This is a genomic window from Chryseobacterium wanjuense, assembly GCF_900111495.1.
Classification (GTDB): Bacteria; Bacteroidota; Bacteroidia; order Flavobacteriales; family Weeksellaceae; genus Chryseobacterium; species Chryseobacterium wanjuense.
The window spans coordinates 1-16171 of sequence record NZ_FOIU01000002.1 but is presented as its reverse complement, the minus strand read 5'-3'; the positions used below and the strand labels follow the sequence as shown (position 1 = coordinate 16171).

The 16171-nt window shown below is 37.5% G+C and carries 10 protein-coding genes; 7 read left to right on the top strand and 3 right to left on the bottom strand.

Annotated elements, in window-relative coordinates:
• Positions 1-61: 61 nt before the first annotated feature.
• Genes BMX24_RS21355 through BMX24_RS11720 form a run of 3 tightly spaced genes read right to left on the bottom strand, consistent with a single transcriptional unit; the run spans position 62 to position 3057 of the window.
• Positions 62-1822: an MFS transporter gene (locus BMX24_RS21355; protein ID WP_228404825.1), complete on the bottom strand. Its 1761-nt coding sequence runs from the start codon at positions 1820-1822 to the stop codon at positions 62-64.
• 45 nt (positions 1823-1867) lie between these two features.
• A complete protein-coding gene (locus BMX24_RS11725; protein WP_089792928.1) occupies positions 1868-2593 on the bottom strand; it encodes a lysophospholipid acyltransferase family protein in 726 nt (241 codons plus the stop codon).
• A gap of 5 nt (positions 2594-2598) precedes the next feature.
• A complete protein-coding gene (locus BMX24_RS11720; RefSeq protein WP_089792926.1) occupies positions 2599-3057 on the bottom strand; it encodes a GtrA family protein in 459 nt (152 codons plus the stop codon).
• A gap of 231 nt (positions 3058-3288) precedes the next feature.
• Here BMX24_RS11720 and BMX24_RS11715 point away from each other — a divergent pair, with 231 nt between their 5' ends.
• The 7 genes from BMX24_RS11715 to BMX24_RS11685 all read left to right on the top strand — a co-directional run bounded on the left by BMX24_RS11715 (position 3289) and on the right by BMX24_RS11685 (position 15575).
• Entirely contained in the window at positions 3289-3552 is a 264-nt protein-coding gene (locus BMX24_RS11715; protein ID WP_089792924.1) for a hypothetical protein, read from the top strand.
• Between the two features lie 85 nt (positions 3553-3637).
• A complete protein-coding gene (locus tag BMX24_RS11710; RefSeq protein ID WP_089792922.1) occupies positions 3638-4486 on the top strand; it encodes an ATPase in 849 nt (282 codons plus the stop codon).
• 19 nt (positions 4487-4505) lie between these two features.
• On the top strand, positions 4506-6800 hold the full coding sequence (locus tag BMX24_RS11705; RefSeq protein WP_089792920.1) for an NADP-dependent malic enzyme: 2295 nt from the start codon (positions 4506-4508) through the stop codon (positions 6798-6800).
• A gap of 209 nt (positions 6801-7009) precedes the next feature.
• Complete coding sequence (ruvA, locus tag BMX24_RS11700) at positions 7010-7594, top strand: Holliday junction branch migration protein RuvA (protein ID WP_089792918.1); 585 nt, start codon at positions 7010-7012, stop codon at positions 7592-7594.
• A 57-nt stretch (positions 7595-7651) separates the two neighbouring features.
• A complete protein-coding gene (sov, locus tag BMX24_RS11695) occupies positions 7652-14734 on the top strand; it encodes a T9SS outer membrane translocon Sov/SprA (protein ID WP_089792916.1) in 7083 nt (2360 codons plus the stop codon).
• Between the two features lie 111 nt (positions 14735-14845).
• The gene (gene gcvH, locus BMX24_RS11690; RefSeq protein WP_089792914.1) at positions 14846-15223 is read left to right on the top strand and encodes a glycine cleavage system protein GcvH; all 378 of its coding nucleotides are present in this window, start codon (positions 14846-14848) and stop codon (positions 15221-15223) included.
• Between the two features lie 55 nt (positions 15224-15278).
• Positions 15279-15575 (top strand): VanZ family protein, encoded by a 297-nt coding sequence (locus BMX24_RS11685; RefSeq protein ID WP_317040885.1) that lies wholly within the window; start codon positions 15279-15281, stop codon positions 15573-15575.
• Positions 15576-16171 lie beyond the last annotated feature (596 nt).

Here is a 16171-nt window from a genome sequence, read left to right as displayed (position 1 = left end):
AAGAAATTGGGCAAGTAATAAACCCGCCCAAAATCTTTTTTTCTTATATAAAGTAATCATATTAGTGACCACCGGATGTTGTTTCACCCATTTCAATACCCTGTTTTTTAAGGATTTTCGGTGTGACAAAACCGTAAAAAGCAAGATAAACAAAGCACAGAATAGGAATCACGTATGAAAAATGTGTCCATGTAATTCCCATAATTCCATCGGGGCTTGATTTGTCGAAATCACAAATCCATCCTTGAACCAAAGGAATAATTCCTCCTCCTAAAATCATCATTACCAGGAATGATGATGCTTTACCGGTATTTTTTCCAAGTCCTGCAATGGCAAGGTCAAAAATAGACGGCCACATGATCGAACAGAAAAGACCTCCTGAAATAAAGAAATATTTAGCAAGATCTTTATCCGGATATACAAGTCCCAAAAACATCATCACTACTCCTGCAATTCCGAATATCATTAATGTTTTCCCTGCGTTTTTACCACCGATGAAGCTCATGATAATAAAGGCAACAATCCATAATGCATAGATGTAGAAAGCAGAAACGTCTTTACCGCTTAATTCATTAGAGAATATGATAATTCCGAATGCGATGAAAGGAACTACGAATTTTAGAATAAGGTTCGTCGTTTTAGACGTATTGAATACGTTGATACTTCCGTTCCATCTACCGATCATTAAACTTCCCCAATACAAAGAAACGAAAGGAGCGATATTGTGTTCCAGAACGCCTCCGAATTCCTTAGTATGCAATAAAGCCGGAAGGTTACTGATGATGGATACTTCAACTCCTACATAGATGAAAATTGCCAGCATTCCTAAATACAGCTGTGGATAATGGAAGATGTTGAATTTTGCAGGTTCATCGATCAGGGCTTCCTCTTCTTTGGCAGGATCTTCAATTTTTGAGAAAAGCATAAAGATGGCCACCAAAATAAAGGCAACACCAAGAACAATAAATGGAACTTTTACCATTTTTAAATTCTCCTTCACAAACTCCAGAGGATAGGTAATGTTGGTAGATTTTTGTTTAATCTCTCCAAGCTTGGCAGAATACTGATCTACCTGAGCATCAGAAGCACCGCTGTTTTGATCGATTGATGTTATTTGACTGTCAATATCAGCAATGTTTTTTTCAATAGTAGAAATTACTTCATTTACTTTTACAGGATCATCCTGCGTATCTTTTTTTAATTCAATAATGTTTTTAGAAAGTTCATCCTTATGAGTTTGATATTCGTTTTTTACGATTTCAATTTTGGATAAATTCTGATTTTTGGGAGCAGAATCTTCTTTATTTCCCATTCCGAAAAGGGCAATACCTACTAAGATAGGCCCGATCGTAGTTCCCAAAGAGTTGATTCCTCCCGCTAACGTCAAACGGTGAGCTCCGGTCTGTGGGCTTCCCATTTTAATAGCTAAAGGATTGGCGACGATTTGTTGAACGGAAAATCCTAGTCCAACAATGAAAAGTGCCGTTAAGAAAAACCAGAAATTGGCAGCAGCAGCGGCAGGTACAAACAAGAAAGCTCCTAATGCGGATAATCCCAGTCCTACAGCCAGTGTTTTTTTATAGCCGAATTTTTGAAGGATGTCGCTTTTCAGAGAGATCAGGAAAAAGATGACTGATCCTACAAAATAAGCTACATAGAATGCCCAGGCAACAAGCTGACTCTGCACTTGGGAAAGTACAAACCATTTCTTGAAAACCGGAATTAGAATATCATTACTTGCTGCGACAAATCCCCAGAAAAAGAAGACTACAATTAAGGATAGGAACTGTGACCATTTGGTCTGTTGCTGTTTTGATTCCATAGATTTATATAAAATTAAGAAAACAAATATAAATCATTTCTTTGATTAACCGCGTTCCACCAAGGTTTTTTTTATAATATCAAATGCCTCTGATTTCAGGTCTTTCGGAGAATCAGATGGGGGTAAAATTCCATTCAAGTAAGCTTTTGCCTTTCCCGGATAACCTTTTGTATTATCAAAAGGGAAAATTTCCTTCAATCCCACGAAAGTAAAAACAACGATCGGCGAGTTGTGTTTGGAAGAAAGCGTAAAGGCTCCATCCTTGAATTCATCGAGAATAATAGAGGTGTCATCGGGTACTCCGCCTTCAGGAAAAATAACGATGCTGTTTCCTTCTTCCATTTTTTCGGCGCATCTTCTGTACACATCGGCACGGCTTCTTGCACTGCTTCGGTCTACCATCACACAGATCCTTTTATATATGGTACCGAAAATCGGGATTTTTACCAGTTCCTTTTTTCCCACAAAACAAATCGGATGATCTGCACATAAAATGCACATCAGCATAATATCCATAATGGAAGTGTGGTTGGAAATAAAAACGTATTGCTGGTTTTTTTCAAGTTTCTGGTTAGAAAGTTTCGTCAGTTCATATCTCAGACCCATCCCGAAAAACATACAGTAGCTCCAGCATCTGATGAATTGGTAAGCATATTTGTAGTGTTTCTTACTGAATGATAAAATAAAAACCGGAATCCCGAAAAGTACGGTGAAAACAAACGCCAATAAAAGCAGCCAGAATCTCCAGAGGTAATTTAAAATTTTTCTCACAATTCTTAGCCGTTAAAAATTACTTTCTTTTTTACAGAATAATTAAGAATGGAAACCAATAAAATAGCTGCAATCTTACTGATCATCTCAGGACTCAATGTATAAATGATCACATCGATATTATCTTTAAATATGGAGCTGTAAAAAACCTGGAAAAAACCAAGACTCAATAAAGTTGAAATGAAAGAAACCACCATAAAATAAGCAAATTCTCTTCTTTTTGAATGTTTTCCTCTCTCAAAAACAAACCAAATGCTCAGGAAATAATTGGTAATAATCCCGCAGCTCGTAGAGAAAATATTACTCAAAGGGTAATGTATTCCGTGAAAATCTGTCTCACTGGGAAAGAAGTGAGGAAAGTAGGTGCTGAAAACCTTAAAGCTCCCGATTTCCACAATGGCACTCAGTCCGCCTGCGATGACGAAAAACAAAACCTGTTTCTGACGTAGTAGTATATCTCTCATCCGATTTATATGATATGCAAATTTATAACTATATGTTAAACAGTAAAAAAAGTTGTTAAATATTTTTTTAGATTCAAAATAATTTCTAAATTTAAGTTTCAGAATGATGTAAATATAACCTGATAATAAATTCATTTTCAACTCTTTCTGTTGATGGTTTTTTCTATCTTGTAGTCCGTGATTGGAGCATACGATCAAAAATTTTTACGACCACACTTTAATAATATTTGTATGAAACGTCAAAACAAATACAGAAAATTCCAGCTTCAGCAAAAAAATATTGAGGCTCTTGAGAGAGAGAATTCACGCTTCAAACGTGTGTACTCAGAATACGAAAACATGTCCAATGAACTTTGGAATCTCGAAAACTCCAGCGGTGAACCCGTGCCGGATGATTTTATTAATGCAATGATCCTTCAGACTTCATATTTGGAAGACGAAATCGAAGATTGGTTAATACAATTCAACGAAAAAAAGACTGAGATAAAACATTAATGATTTTAGACAGCTTCCCGGCTGTTTGTAAGGGCGGTTTAAAGATAAATTCATAATTTAGCATCCTTAAACTAAAATGTAAAATATGGTTGCTATTGTCGATGGTGGCTCTACAAAATGTGATTGGGTGATTTTGGATGACTTTCACAAGGTCTTTTTAAAAACGGAAACCATTGGTTTCAATCCTAATAATATCGAAGCAGAACTTATTGTACCCGAAATTGAAAAAAACATCAGTCTTGGGGCGGTAAAGAACTCTATAACCAAAGTCTTTTTCTACGGATCAGGCTGTGGAGTGGCTTCAAACCGGGCAATCATTCAGGATGAACTTCAAAAGTTTTTTACCAAAGCTGAAATAATAGTAAAAGAAGATCTTACGGCTGCCGCTTATGCAGCATACAACGGTAAACCCGCAGTAGTCTGTATCTTGGGAACAGGCTCGAATTCTTGTTATTTCGACGGAACAGATCTGAAAGTGAAGCTGCCTTCACTGGGCTTTCTTATGGACGACGGAAACGGATGTTCCATCGGAAAACAGCTGGTTCGCAGATTTTTTATGCAAAAACTTCCGCAGGATCTTCATCAGGAATTTGAAAAAACTTACCAGCTAACCATCGAAGAGGTGTTGAAAAATATGTACCATACTTCAATGCCGAATGCTTACCTTGCCAACTTCAACAAGTTTGTGGTAGAAAGGAAAGGTCATCCTTATTTCCAAAAAATGGTTTTTGATGAAATGATAAGCTTCTTCGATTTCCAGGTTCTTCCTTACGAAGAATCAAAAACAGCCGAGATCAATTTCATCGGCTCTATTGCTTATTACTACGAAGATATTTTACGTTCTGCCGCTGCAGAGCTTAATCTTAATGTGGGACATATTGTACAGAAACCTATCGAAAGTTTAGTCAATTACCACATTAAATACATACTATAAATAAAAAACAAAATACTATATGTCAAGTAAAACCCACCGCGACGAAAAGAACTTTAATCAGGCCGCGTTAGATTACCACAAAGCCGAACCTAAAGGAAAAATCGAAGTGATCCCTTCAAAACCACACTCATCTCAGAGAGATTTGTCATTGGCGTATTCGCCGGGGGTTGCAGTTCCTTGTATGGAAATCCACGAAAAACCGGAAACCGTGTACGACTACACAGGAAAAGGAAATCTGGTGGCTGTTATTTCCAATGGTACTGCGGTTCTTGGATTGGGAGATATTGGTGCAGAGGCTTCAAAGCCCGTAATGGAAGGAAAAGGTCTTTTGTTCAAAATTTTTGCAGATATCAATGTTTTTGATATTGAAATCAATGAAAAGGATCCGGATAAATTTATTGATATCGTAAAAGGTATTGCTCCTACTTTCGGAGGAATCAACCTTGAAGATATTAAAGCTCCTGAAGCATTTTATATCGAAAAGAGACTGAAAGAAGAATTAGATATTCCTTTAATGCACGATGATCAGCACGGAACGGCAATTATTTCCGCCGCTGCCCTGATCAACTCTTTACAGATCGCCAACAAAAAGATCGAAGAAGTGAAAATGGTCGTAAATGGAGCCGGTGCTGCAGCCATTGCTTGTACCAACCTGTATATTTCTCTTGGTTTAAAAAGAGAAAACGTGTTGATGTGCGACAGCAAAGGGGTGATCAATCATAAAAGAGAAAATCTTACATCAGAAAAAATAGATTTCATTGCCAATACAGATATCGATACGTTGGAAGATGCCGTAAAAGGTTCAGACGTTTTCGTAGGATTGTCGAAAGGAAATGTAATGACTCCCGAAATGTTATTAAGTATGAGCGAAAATCCTATCGTTTTTGCGTTGTCAAACCCAGATCCGGAAATTGCTTACGACTTGGCGATCGAAACGCGTAAAGATGTGATCATGGCGACAGGAAGAAGTGATTATCCTAATCAGGTAAACAACGTTCTTGGTTTCCCGTATATTTTTAGAGGGGCTTTGGATGTTCAGGCAAAAGGAATTAATGAAGAAATGAAACTGGCTGCCGTTCATGCGATTGCCGATTTGGCGAAAGAGCCGGTTCCTGAAGCGGTAATTTTGGCTTATAATGTTCAGAATCTGCAGTTTGGAAGAGAATATTTTATTCCAAAACCTTTTGATAACAGATTGATTACTAAAGTTTCAAGCGCAGTGGCAAAAGCAGCGATTGACAGCGGAATTGCAAGAAAAACCATCACAGATTTTAGTGAATATGAAAACAGCCTTCTTGATCGTATGGGAAGAGACGAGAAGCTGGTAAGAATGATGCAGAGCCGTGCAAAATCAAATCCGAAGAGAATTACTTTAGGAAATGCAGAAGAATACAACGTCTTGAAAGCGGCTCAGATTCTTTATGAAGAAGGAATTGCATATCCTAGCTTGTTAGGAAACAAAAAATATATCCAAGAACAGATGGAGCGTTTCGGAATCAATCTTGATGTTCCGATTATCGATCCAAGTGATGACGACCAGAAAGAAAACAGAAAGAAATACAGAGAAACTCTTTGGAAACTTCGCCAGAGAAAGGGGATGAACGAATACAAAGCGAAAAGATTTGTTCGCCAGAGAGATTATTTCGGACCTTTGATGTTGAGACATGGTGATACGGATGGTTTGATCGTAGGATTCTCTAAAAATTATACGTCTGTTTTAAGACCTGTTTTAGAAATAATCGAAAAAGATAAAGGAGTTGATAAAGTAGCGGCAATGATGATGATTTTGTCTGAAAAGAAGCCTATTTTCTTCGCAGATACGTCCATTAATCAGAATCCTACAGCCGAAGATCTGGTGAATATTGCTAAAATGGCAGAATTTACAGTGAAATCTTTCGCTATCGAACCGAGAATTGCAATGCTTGGATTTGAAAATTTTGCAGCAATTTCTGAAACTTCAAAGAAGGTGGCAAAAGCGGTAAACATTCTTCACGAAAAATATCCGAAAATGATCGTGGACGGAGAGATTCAGCCGGATTTTGCGATGAATGCAGATCATTTGAGCGATTATCCTTTCTCAAAACTGGAAACTACCCCTGCAAATACCTTCATTTTCCCGAATCTTGAAAGTGCAAACCTGTCTTACAAGATCATCAGAGGAATGAAAGTAGCACAAGTGATCGGGCCAATCTTAATGGGATTAAAACAACCTGTTCACGTTCTGCAAATGCGTTCAAGTGTTGACGAAATTGTGAATTTGGCAACCATTGCTGTTTTGGATGCTCAGAGAAGAGAGAAGAAGGATAAAAAATAGTTTTTAAATTTAGATTAATTAAAGTATTTTTTTAATTAAATAATTCAGAAACAATAATAATTTTACAAAGACTCCAGATTTTGGAGTCTTTTGTTTTTGTATTAAATCTTTAAATCCGGCAACAAAAATTAAGTTAAAAATCATTCGTGCGTGAAATGAAAACATTAATTAGTTTAATTTGCTATATTTGGGAGTTTTAAAAATTAATAATGATATTTTCACTACAAGGTATTGTTCAGGAACTTACGCCTACCTACGCAGTGATCAACGTACAAGGAGTTGGTTACTATGTCGGCATAAGCCTAATGACCTCACAATCACTGAATCCCAATCAGGAAACCTTTCTTTTTATTCAACAGATCATTAGAGAAGACGCCCATTTGCTTTTTGGTTTTAACACTCGTTCAGAAAAAGAGATGTTCAATTTGTTAATAAGCGTTAATGGAGTAGGAGCAGTTTCTGCCCTTATTTTACTGTCGACTTTAAGTCTTGAAGAGATTGCTTCGGCGATCCTTTCCCGCAACAGTGCCCTGATTCAAAAAGCAAAAGGAATCGGAGCCAAAACTGCCGAAAGAATTATTGTAGACCTTAAAGATAAAGTCCAGAAATTCAGTGATCCGGAAGAAAATATTTCTACATTTGTAAATAATAAAATTAAGGAAGAATCGTTATCTGCATTAGAAGTTTTAGGGATTCCTAAGCGAATGAGCGAGAAGCTTGCAGATAAAATAATAAAACAAGATCCTAACATTTCAATAGAAGAGTTGGTAAAACAAATTTTAAAAAACATTTAACATTTGGTGGCAAATAATAAGTATCTCAATATATTTTTGTTCCTGTCGTTCTTGTGCATGTCAGTCACTGCCTTTGCGCAGCAGAGGCCTGTACGTGATACGGCAATTATTAAAAAAGATTATCAGTTGGCGGATCCTACCCAGTATGAAGCCTACTATGATATAAAAACCGGCATGTATTACGTATATCCGAAGATTGGGAATACGATTACAGGACCTCCGACCGCGATGTCCCCTGAAGACTACAAAGAGTTCATGATGGCGGCACAGACAAAGGCTTATTATAAAGAGAAATCAGACCGTTACAGTTTGATGTTTAGAAAAGATAAAAGCGATGCGGCGAGAAAAGGTTTAATTCCTTCTTTAACGATTAACAACAAGCTTTTCGAAACAATTTTCGGAAGCAATAAAATTGAAATTATCCCTTCCGGATACGCATCTTTCGACTTTGGAGGGTTGTATCAAAAAATTGATAATCCGTTGATCTTACCTCAAAACAGAACAAGTTTTACGTTTGATATCAACCAGAGAATTCAGCTTGGTTTATTAGGAAAAGTGGGAGATAACCTGCAGTTGAAAGCCAACTATGATACCCAGAGCGGTTTTGCATTTGAGAATAGGATGAATTTGGTTTGGCAGGCAAAAGGAAGCTGGAAAGATCTTCAGCAGAAGGGCTTGAATGATGTAGACAAGCCTAATTCCGGGGGAGAAGATAAAATCATCAAAAGAGTAGAATTTGGTAACGTAAATATGCCGCTGTCAACCAGTTTGATACGCGGTTCGCAATCTTTATTCGGGGTGAAAACCGAGTTCCAGCTGGGCAAAACATACGGAACAGTAGTGCTTTCCCAACAACAGGGGGAAGCGAGAAATATTACCGTTCAGGGTGGCGGTGTCATGAATACATTTAAATTGAATGCAATTGATTATGAAGACAACCAGCACTACTTTTTAGGGCATTATTTCCTTAATAATTATGATAATTCATTGCTTAATTATCCTCAGATCAATTCGAAAATCAGCATTACAAGAATGGAAGTCTGGGTGCTTGACCAGGGAAATACCAATTTGCAATATCAGAAAAGTATTGTCGGAATCAGGGATTTAGGTGACGGAGGAGGTCTTCCAAACAATGATCAGACAGGCTTCAATTTATACTCTACAGTGAGTGCATTGCCGGGAATCAGGGATGCAAGTACAGCCTATGATGCGATAAAAGGAACCAGTCTTCCGGTAGCTACAGGAGGAGGTCCGGAACCTTATGTAGACGGGGAGCATTTCATTTTTAGCAAAAAAGCAAGAAGATTAAATCAAAACGAATATACCTTACAGCCGCAGCTGGGATACATTTCATTGAATCAGAAACTAAATTTTAATCAGCTTTTAGCGGTTTCATTCTCTTATACTGTGAATGGAAGTAATCAGGTGTACAAAGTAGGGGAGTTCTCGGAAGAAAGTACGGTTTTGGTTACTAAAGTTTTAAAACCGAATACAACGGTAAACACTTCGTCCCCGATGTGGAATTTGATGATGAAAAACATCTATTCTCTGGATGCAGGACAAGTGAATCAGGACGGATTTATTTTAAATGTATTGTACAGAGATCCGCAGTCTGGAGGTAAAGTGAACTATCTTCCTGTTAATAATATGCCTCAGGTAAGCAGTATTCCATTAATTAAACTATTAAATTGGGATAGGCTAAACGTAAACGGCGATTTACAGAACAACGGGAGTACAACAGGAGATGGTATTTTCGACTTTGTCAACGGAATCACCATCCGCCCAGAAACGGGGAGGGTGATCTTTACGAAAGTTCAGCCATTTGGTAGCTATATTCAGAGTGTGATAGGAAGTAATGATCCGCAGTATGTATTCTCGGATCTCTATTCGAAGCAAAAACAGTCGGCAATATCCAGTAACCTGGCACAGCGATACACCCTTGAAGGCCGTTATAAAGGAATTCAGGGACAAGGAATTTCTTTGGGTGCTGTAAACGTTCCGCAAGGTTCGGTAAAAGTTTCCGCAAATGGAGTTCAGCTGACGGAAGGTATCGACTATACGGTAGATTATATGCTGGGAACGGTGACTATCATTAATGAACAGGTAAAACAATCCGGACAGGCTATTAATATTTCATTAGAAAATCAATTAACATTTAATACCCAGAGAAAACGGTTCTTAGGATTGAATTTAGAAAGAAGATTTAATGAAAACTTTATCTTGGGAGCTACGGTTGTCAATTATTCCGAATCACCGCTTACCCAAAAAGTAAGCTATGGTCAGGAAGCCGTGAACAATACTATGGCGGGAATCAATTTGATGTACAACAATCAGCTTCCGTTCCTGACAAGATTAACAGATAAAATTCCATTAGTAAATACAGAAGCTCCATCTAATTTGAACTTCAAAATGGAGGCGGCTTATTTGCTTCCGGGACTCAATAAAGGAATCAACGATCAGTCGTACATCGACGATTTTGAACAGACGACTTCGAAAATTACCCTTAAAGAACCGACAGCATGGAGCTTAGCTTCAAAACCTGAAAAGAATCAAGATGATCCTCTTTTCCAAGGAGCCGGTAAGAATAATGATATTACGGAAGGATACGGAAGAGGTCTATTGTCCTGGTATAACATTGACCCAAGATTCTGGGGAGTGGGAGGTAAAGCTCCAACGGGAATTACTCCGCAGTCAGTTTCAAACCACGCATCAAGAAGGGTTCAATTCTCTGAAATTTACAACAACAGAGACTTTGTGGCTGGTGAGCAAACCTTTACAAATACTTTTGATATCTCGTATTATCCTACTGAAAAAGGACCTTACAACGCAAACTCGGTACCGGAAAGTACAACGCAAAGATGGGCCGGGATCATGAGACCTGTTTCAGTTTCCAATTTTGTAGATTCAAATATAGAATATGTTGAATTCTGGTTGATGGATCCTTATGCAGACGGAAATACACTGGGAACAACTCCGAAACTTTTACTGCAATTAGGAAACGTTTCTGAAGACATCCTGAAAGACGGACAAATGCAGTATGAAAATGGTCTTCCTACACCTTCAGCTCCGTCTACAACCACCAATTCAAATTGGGGGACTCAACCTAAGCAGCCACCGATTCTTTATGCTTTCTCAAGTGAAGGTGGAGACAGAATCGCTCAGGATGCCGGATACGATGGTTTAAGCTCCGATCAGGAAGCAGCTTTATTCGGGAATACTTTTGTGAACCCGGTAACGAATGTTTCCGACCCTGCAGTAGATGACTTTGTATTCTATATGTCTGATAAATTTACGGGAAACCAGGCTTCTTCAGTAATTCAGCGATACAAATATTTCAGAGGTCCGGAAGGAAACTCTCAGAGTAATTCTTTGGAAGTAGCTTCTCAGACTCCGGATGCGGAAGATATTAATAAAGATTATAATCTGGATCAAAGTGAAAGTTATAATGAATATGTTGTTAATTTAGATCAAGCTAGTTTAGCAGCAGGTGTTGATAATTATATTGTTGATCAGAAAACTGTTCAGGCAACATTCCAAAATGGCCAAACTGATGATGTAAAGTGGTATTTATTTAGAATCCCTGTTTCAGACTTTAATAATCCTAATAAACCAAATCTTGGTGGAGATAAAAATCCTTCAATTCTGAATAATGTAAGATTCGCAAGATTATTATTAAAAGGATTCGATCAGACATCAACGTTAAGATTTGGAACCATGGATTTGGTAAGATCAGACTGGAGAAAGTATCCGAAAAATATTGCAAAATATTGGATAAATAATGGGACTGGGATTGTAATACCTGATCCAGCAAAAGATGAAGGAAGTACGGATGTTAATACAAGTAATCTTGAAGTTGGAAGTGTAAATATTGAAGAAAATGCATTAAACCAGCCACCATATGTACTGCCTCCGGGAATCGACAGACAGATTTTAAGCGGAAACGCTGGAGCTCAAAGACAAAATGAAGCTTCCTTATATTTGAAGGCTAATAATCTTGTAATTCCGGAAGCAAGAGGAGTATTTAAAAATACTTCTTTGGATATGAGAAGGTATAAAAAATTAAAACTTTTTGTACATGCTCATGATCCGGGAAACAGAGATCCTAATATTGGTCAGATTGATGAAAAAACGAAATTCTTTATTCGTTTAGGAAGTGATGCTACTGATAACTACTATGAATACGAAGCATCTTTGAAGCTTACTCCAAGTACAGCAACTGCACCACTAGAAATCTGGCCGTTCGAAAATGATGTGGATTTGAATATTCAGGATTTTGTAGATGCAAAAATAAGAAGAGATAAAAATAAGTCTAATAAGATTGTTGAAAGGACAAAAGATGAGGTTTTTGATCCAGGTAATACATTTAAAAGTATTTATATAAAAGGTCGCCCTAGTTTAGGAAACGTTACTACCATTATGGTAGGTATTAGAAATGGCGATCAACGAAGTACGGGAACTTCAATTGACAGAGTCCTTTGGGTAAACGAAATCCGTCTTTCTGAAATCGAAAACGATGGAGGTTACGCAGGAAATGCAAGTTTGAATTTCAACCTTGGAGATTTTGCTACAGTAAATACAAGCGCATCTTATACTTCAGTTGGTTTCGGAAATATAGATTCAAAACCGGCGGAAAGAAATCAGTCGACACAATCTGCTTTCAGTATCAATACAGCAATTAATGTTGACAAGTTCCTACCGGAAAAGAGTGGTGTGAAAATCCCTGTGAATTATTCATACTCTCAGACAATCGAAGATCCGAAATATAATCCTTTGGATACCGATGTGGAGTTCAAGAATGCAGCGAATAAAGAACAGCTGAAAAAAGTAGCAAGAACCTATACTCAACAAAGAAGTATCGGTGTTGTAAATATGCATAAAGAAAGAATGAATCAGAATAGAAAACCAAAATTCTATGACGTGGAAAACCTTTCTGTAACTGCCGTTTATAACGACGATTTCTATAGAGATATTTATACCAAGAGAAATTACAGACAATATTTGAGAGGATATATTGATTATAATTATACTTTCAAACCGTGGGTAATTAAGCCATTTAATAAAATGATCAGCGACACGGCGAAGTCTACAAAATATCTGAAATGGGTGAAAGAATTCAATTTCAATCCGGTTCCGACAAGATTCTCTTTCAGAACTGAGGTTGACAGAAATTACAATGAACTAGAATTCAGAAATATCGATGCAATCTTGAGTGGAAATTATAATGATGATTTCGGAGCCATCAAAAACAGAAACTTCTATTTCGGTTGGCAATATGGTTTAGGATTTAATTTTACCAAATCTTTAAAACTTGAAATCAACTCTGCGACAAGAACGCTGAATGATAATGTGGATGTCAATTCAATGGATAATAATTCGATTTTCGGAAATGTGTTCAGAGCCGGAAGACCTGTATTGTATAACCACAGAGTACAGTTGAATTATAAATTACCGTTCCAGTATCTTCCATATTTAGATTTCATCGATGCAGAAATTGGGTACGGATTTACATACAACTGGAATTCAAGATCTACAGTTTTACTTTCCAGTCCGGACGGAAGCTTAGGATCAATTGGTCAGAACACGAATGTGATTCAGGCTACGGCGTCTGCAGATTTTACGAAGTTCTTTGGTCAGTTTAAATATTTTAAAAATCTTTCGACAAAACTTCAGAAACGTAAGCAGGAAATTGATTCATTAAATAACGTGTACACTCAGGCTTGGGAGAAAAACAGATATGCTTATAAAAAGTATAAGTTTAAAAACAGACTGACTCCGCTACAGAGTATGGCGTATTTGCTGACATCGATCAAGCAATTGGATATTAATTATTCGGAAAATAACGGTACAGTACTTCCGGGATTATTATCTGCTCCAAACTGGTACGGATATGGGCAAACATTAGGGGGGCCAACCATCGGATTCCTATTGGGTTCACAGGCAGATATCAGAAGAGCCGTAATGGAAAACGGTTGGGTAAGTGATTCTGAATTTATGACAGATCCTTACATCCGAATGTCTACGAGGGAAATACGGGCGAATTTGCAGGTAATGCCGATGAATGATCTTAGAATTGACATCAGTGCATTGCATAACTATAACAGAAACTTCTCGCATACCGGATTCAATTATCGTGATCCGATTACGGGAATTGCAAATCCGGATTACACATTTGCGAATGATCTGGTAACATATTCAAACTCTGTGGTACTTCTGAAAACGGCATTTAAAGATGGTGCTGCAGTGTATCAGTCCATCAGGGAAAATGCGAGAATATTGTCTCAGCAAATGCCAGGGCAATTAGAATCAAACGGATTCAAAGACGGGTACGGAATTTCAAATGCTTATATTTTGATTCCGGCGTTCAGAGCAGCGGTGGAAGGAAAATCTCCGAAACAGATGACCAATCCTAAAAAAGCGGGACTTCCGATTCCAAACTGGAAGATTACTTATTCAGGATTAAGAAATATTCCGATCATCAACGGACAGTTCTCGAAGTTTGATATCTTACATGCTTATCAGGCAACATATACGGCAACAGGGATTCAGTCAAGTATTGATTATTTCAACAGACTTAATTCATTGACAAGCTCCGGAAGAGATATTAATGATGATTACATCAATCCGTTTACCTTCGCTCAGGTAGGTTACGTGGAAAACTTCTCACCTTTGATTGGGGTAGATGTTACGATGAGAAACAATATGCAGTTCGGTATTCAGTATAACAGATTAAGAACGTTATTGCTAGGATTGGTAAATCAGACTTTAACAGAAGATTCAAACAGTGAATATGTTGTAAGAGTTGGATATATCATCAGAAACTTCAGATTGGGAATGACCAATGTGAGAGGAAGAGGAAAAGCGAAAGGAAGTGATCTTAACATCAGAGGAGACTTCTCATTAAGAGATAGTAAAACAAGTATTACGAATATCTTATTGGATGACTCACAGATAACAGGAGGCCAGAAATTGATGAACATTAAGATCTCTGCAGACTACAATGTATCTGAAAACCTGAACTTAAGAGTATTCTACGAACAGATGACTTCTAAATACAAGATCTCAACGGCATTCCCATTGTCAACGATCAGAGCAGGTATTTCTGCGACGTTTACATTCGGGGACTCAGGCGGAGGTTTCTAATTAGAATTAAAATAAATTTAAATGTCCTTCAATTTTGGAGGACATTTTTTATATCCGATATTTGAACCTTGTAGAATTTTGAATACATTTGTACAAAATAAAAATTAAAAAATGAACACACCATCAGAATTAAAGTACACCAAAGATCACGAATGGATTAAGATCGAAGGTAACGTTGCTACAATCGGTATTACAGACTTTGCACAGGGAGAGTTGGGAGATATCGTTTATGTAGATGTGGATACTGTAGATGAGGATCTTAATGGAGGAGATGTTTTCGGAAGTGTAGAAGCTGTAAAAACAGTTTCAGACTTATTCTTACCAATTTCAGGAAAAGTGATAGAATTCAATTCAGAATTAGAAGACCAGCCGGAATTGTTAAATACAGACCCTTACGGAAACGGATGGATCATCAAATTAGAAGTTGCTGAAGGTGCTGATCATTCAGAATTGCTATCTGCTGAAGAATATCAGGCAATCATTGGATAAAATTTCAAAAATATTTAGTAAGATATTGCCCATTTATTGGGCATTTCTTACTTATATGCTTCTCAAGCCCGGTGAAGAAAACCACGAATATTGGTTTATGTTCAGCGGCATCGACAAAGCTTTACACTTAAGCATATTTGCAGCACTGGGATTCTGTTTCATGGCTGCATTCCCCAGAATCAAGTTTTCTTACTTTATTCAGATCATCCTTATATATGCCTTCCTTACCGAGATTCTCCAGGAAGAAATGGGACTAGGCAGATCCATGGAAAACTTAGATATCATAGCAGATACCATCGGCTGTCTCATCGGCTACTATATATATAAGGTACTTGCCAAACGTTTTCTCTAAACGATCAAGAAACTCACCCCACACTCACTTCCAAACATTCCTCCCTCAAACACTCATACCCTCATACCCTCCAACCCATAAACCCTCCCACTCAATAAGGAGCTTAATCCCGCTATCCACTATATCTTTTTGGTTACGGCCTCCGCTTCGCTCCGGCCGCAACCAAAAAGGATGTCGTTCCTATCGGGGCTAGGGTAGCAGCTGGTAATTCAATATTTTTCAATATTAGAAAAATATCCTCCAAGTTTGTCATCCTGAAAGGATCTCCATACAAAACCTCAAATAGATTTAGAACTTTTTTATCCATAGATAATACTGAAATCACTGTTGTAATCCATTTAAATCACACTCCAAACACCATGTACAAAAAATCCACTCATTGTGGATAACTGTTAACAATTACATAAATCTAAATATATCAACAAGTTAAATAAAATACTTTCCCACAATTAAATATTTTATGTTAAATAGATTTGTTTTGTATTAGGCAAACACCCTATCTTTGCCCCACTGAAAACGAGATGTTAGTAGGTAGCGCAGAAGAGCCTTTAGATGGGCATAGAGATTAGCTCCGGGAGAAATAAACTAGAGAAAAA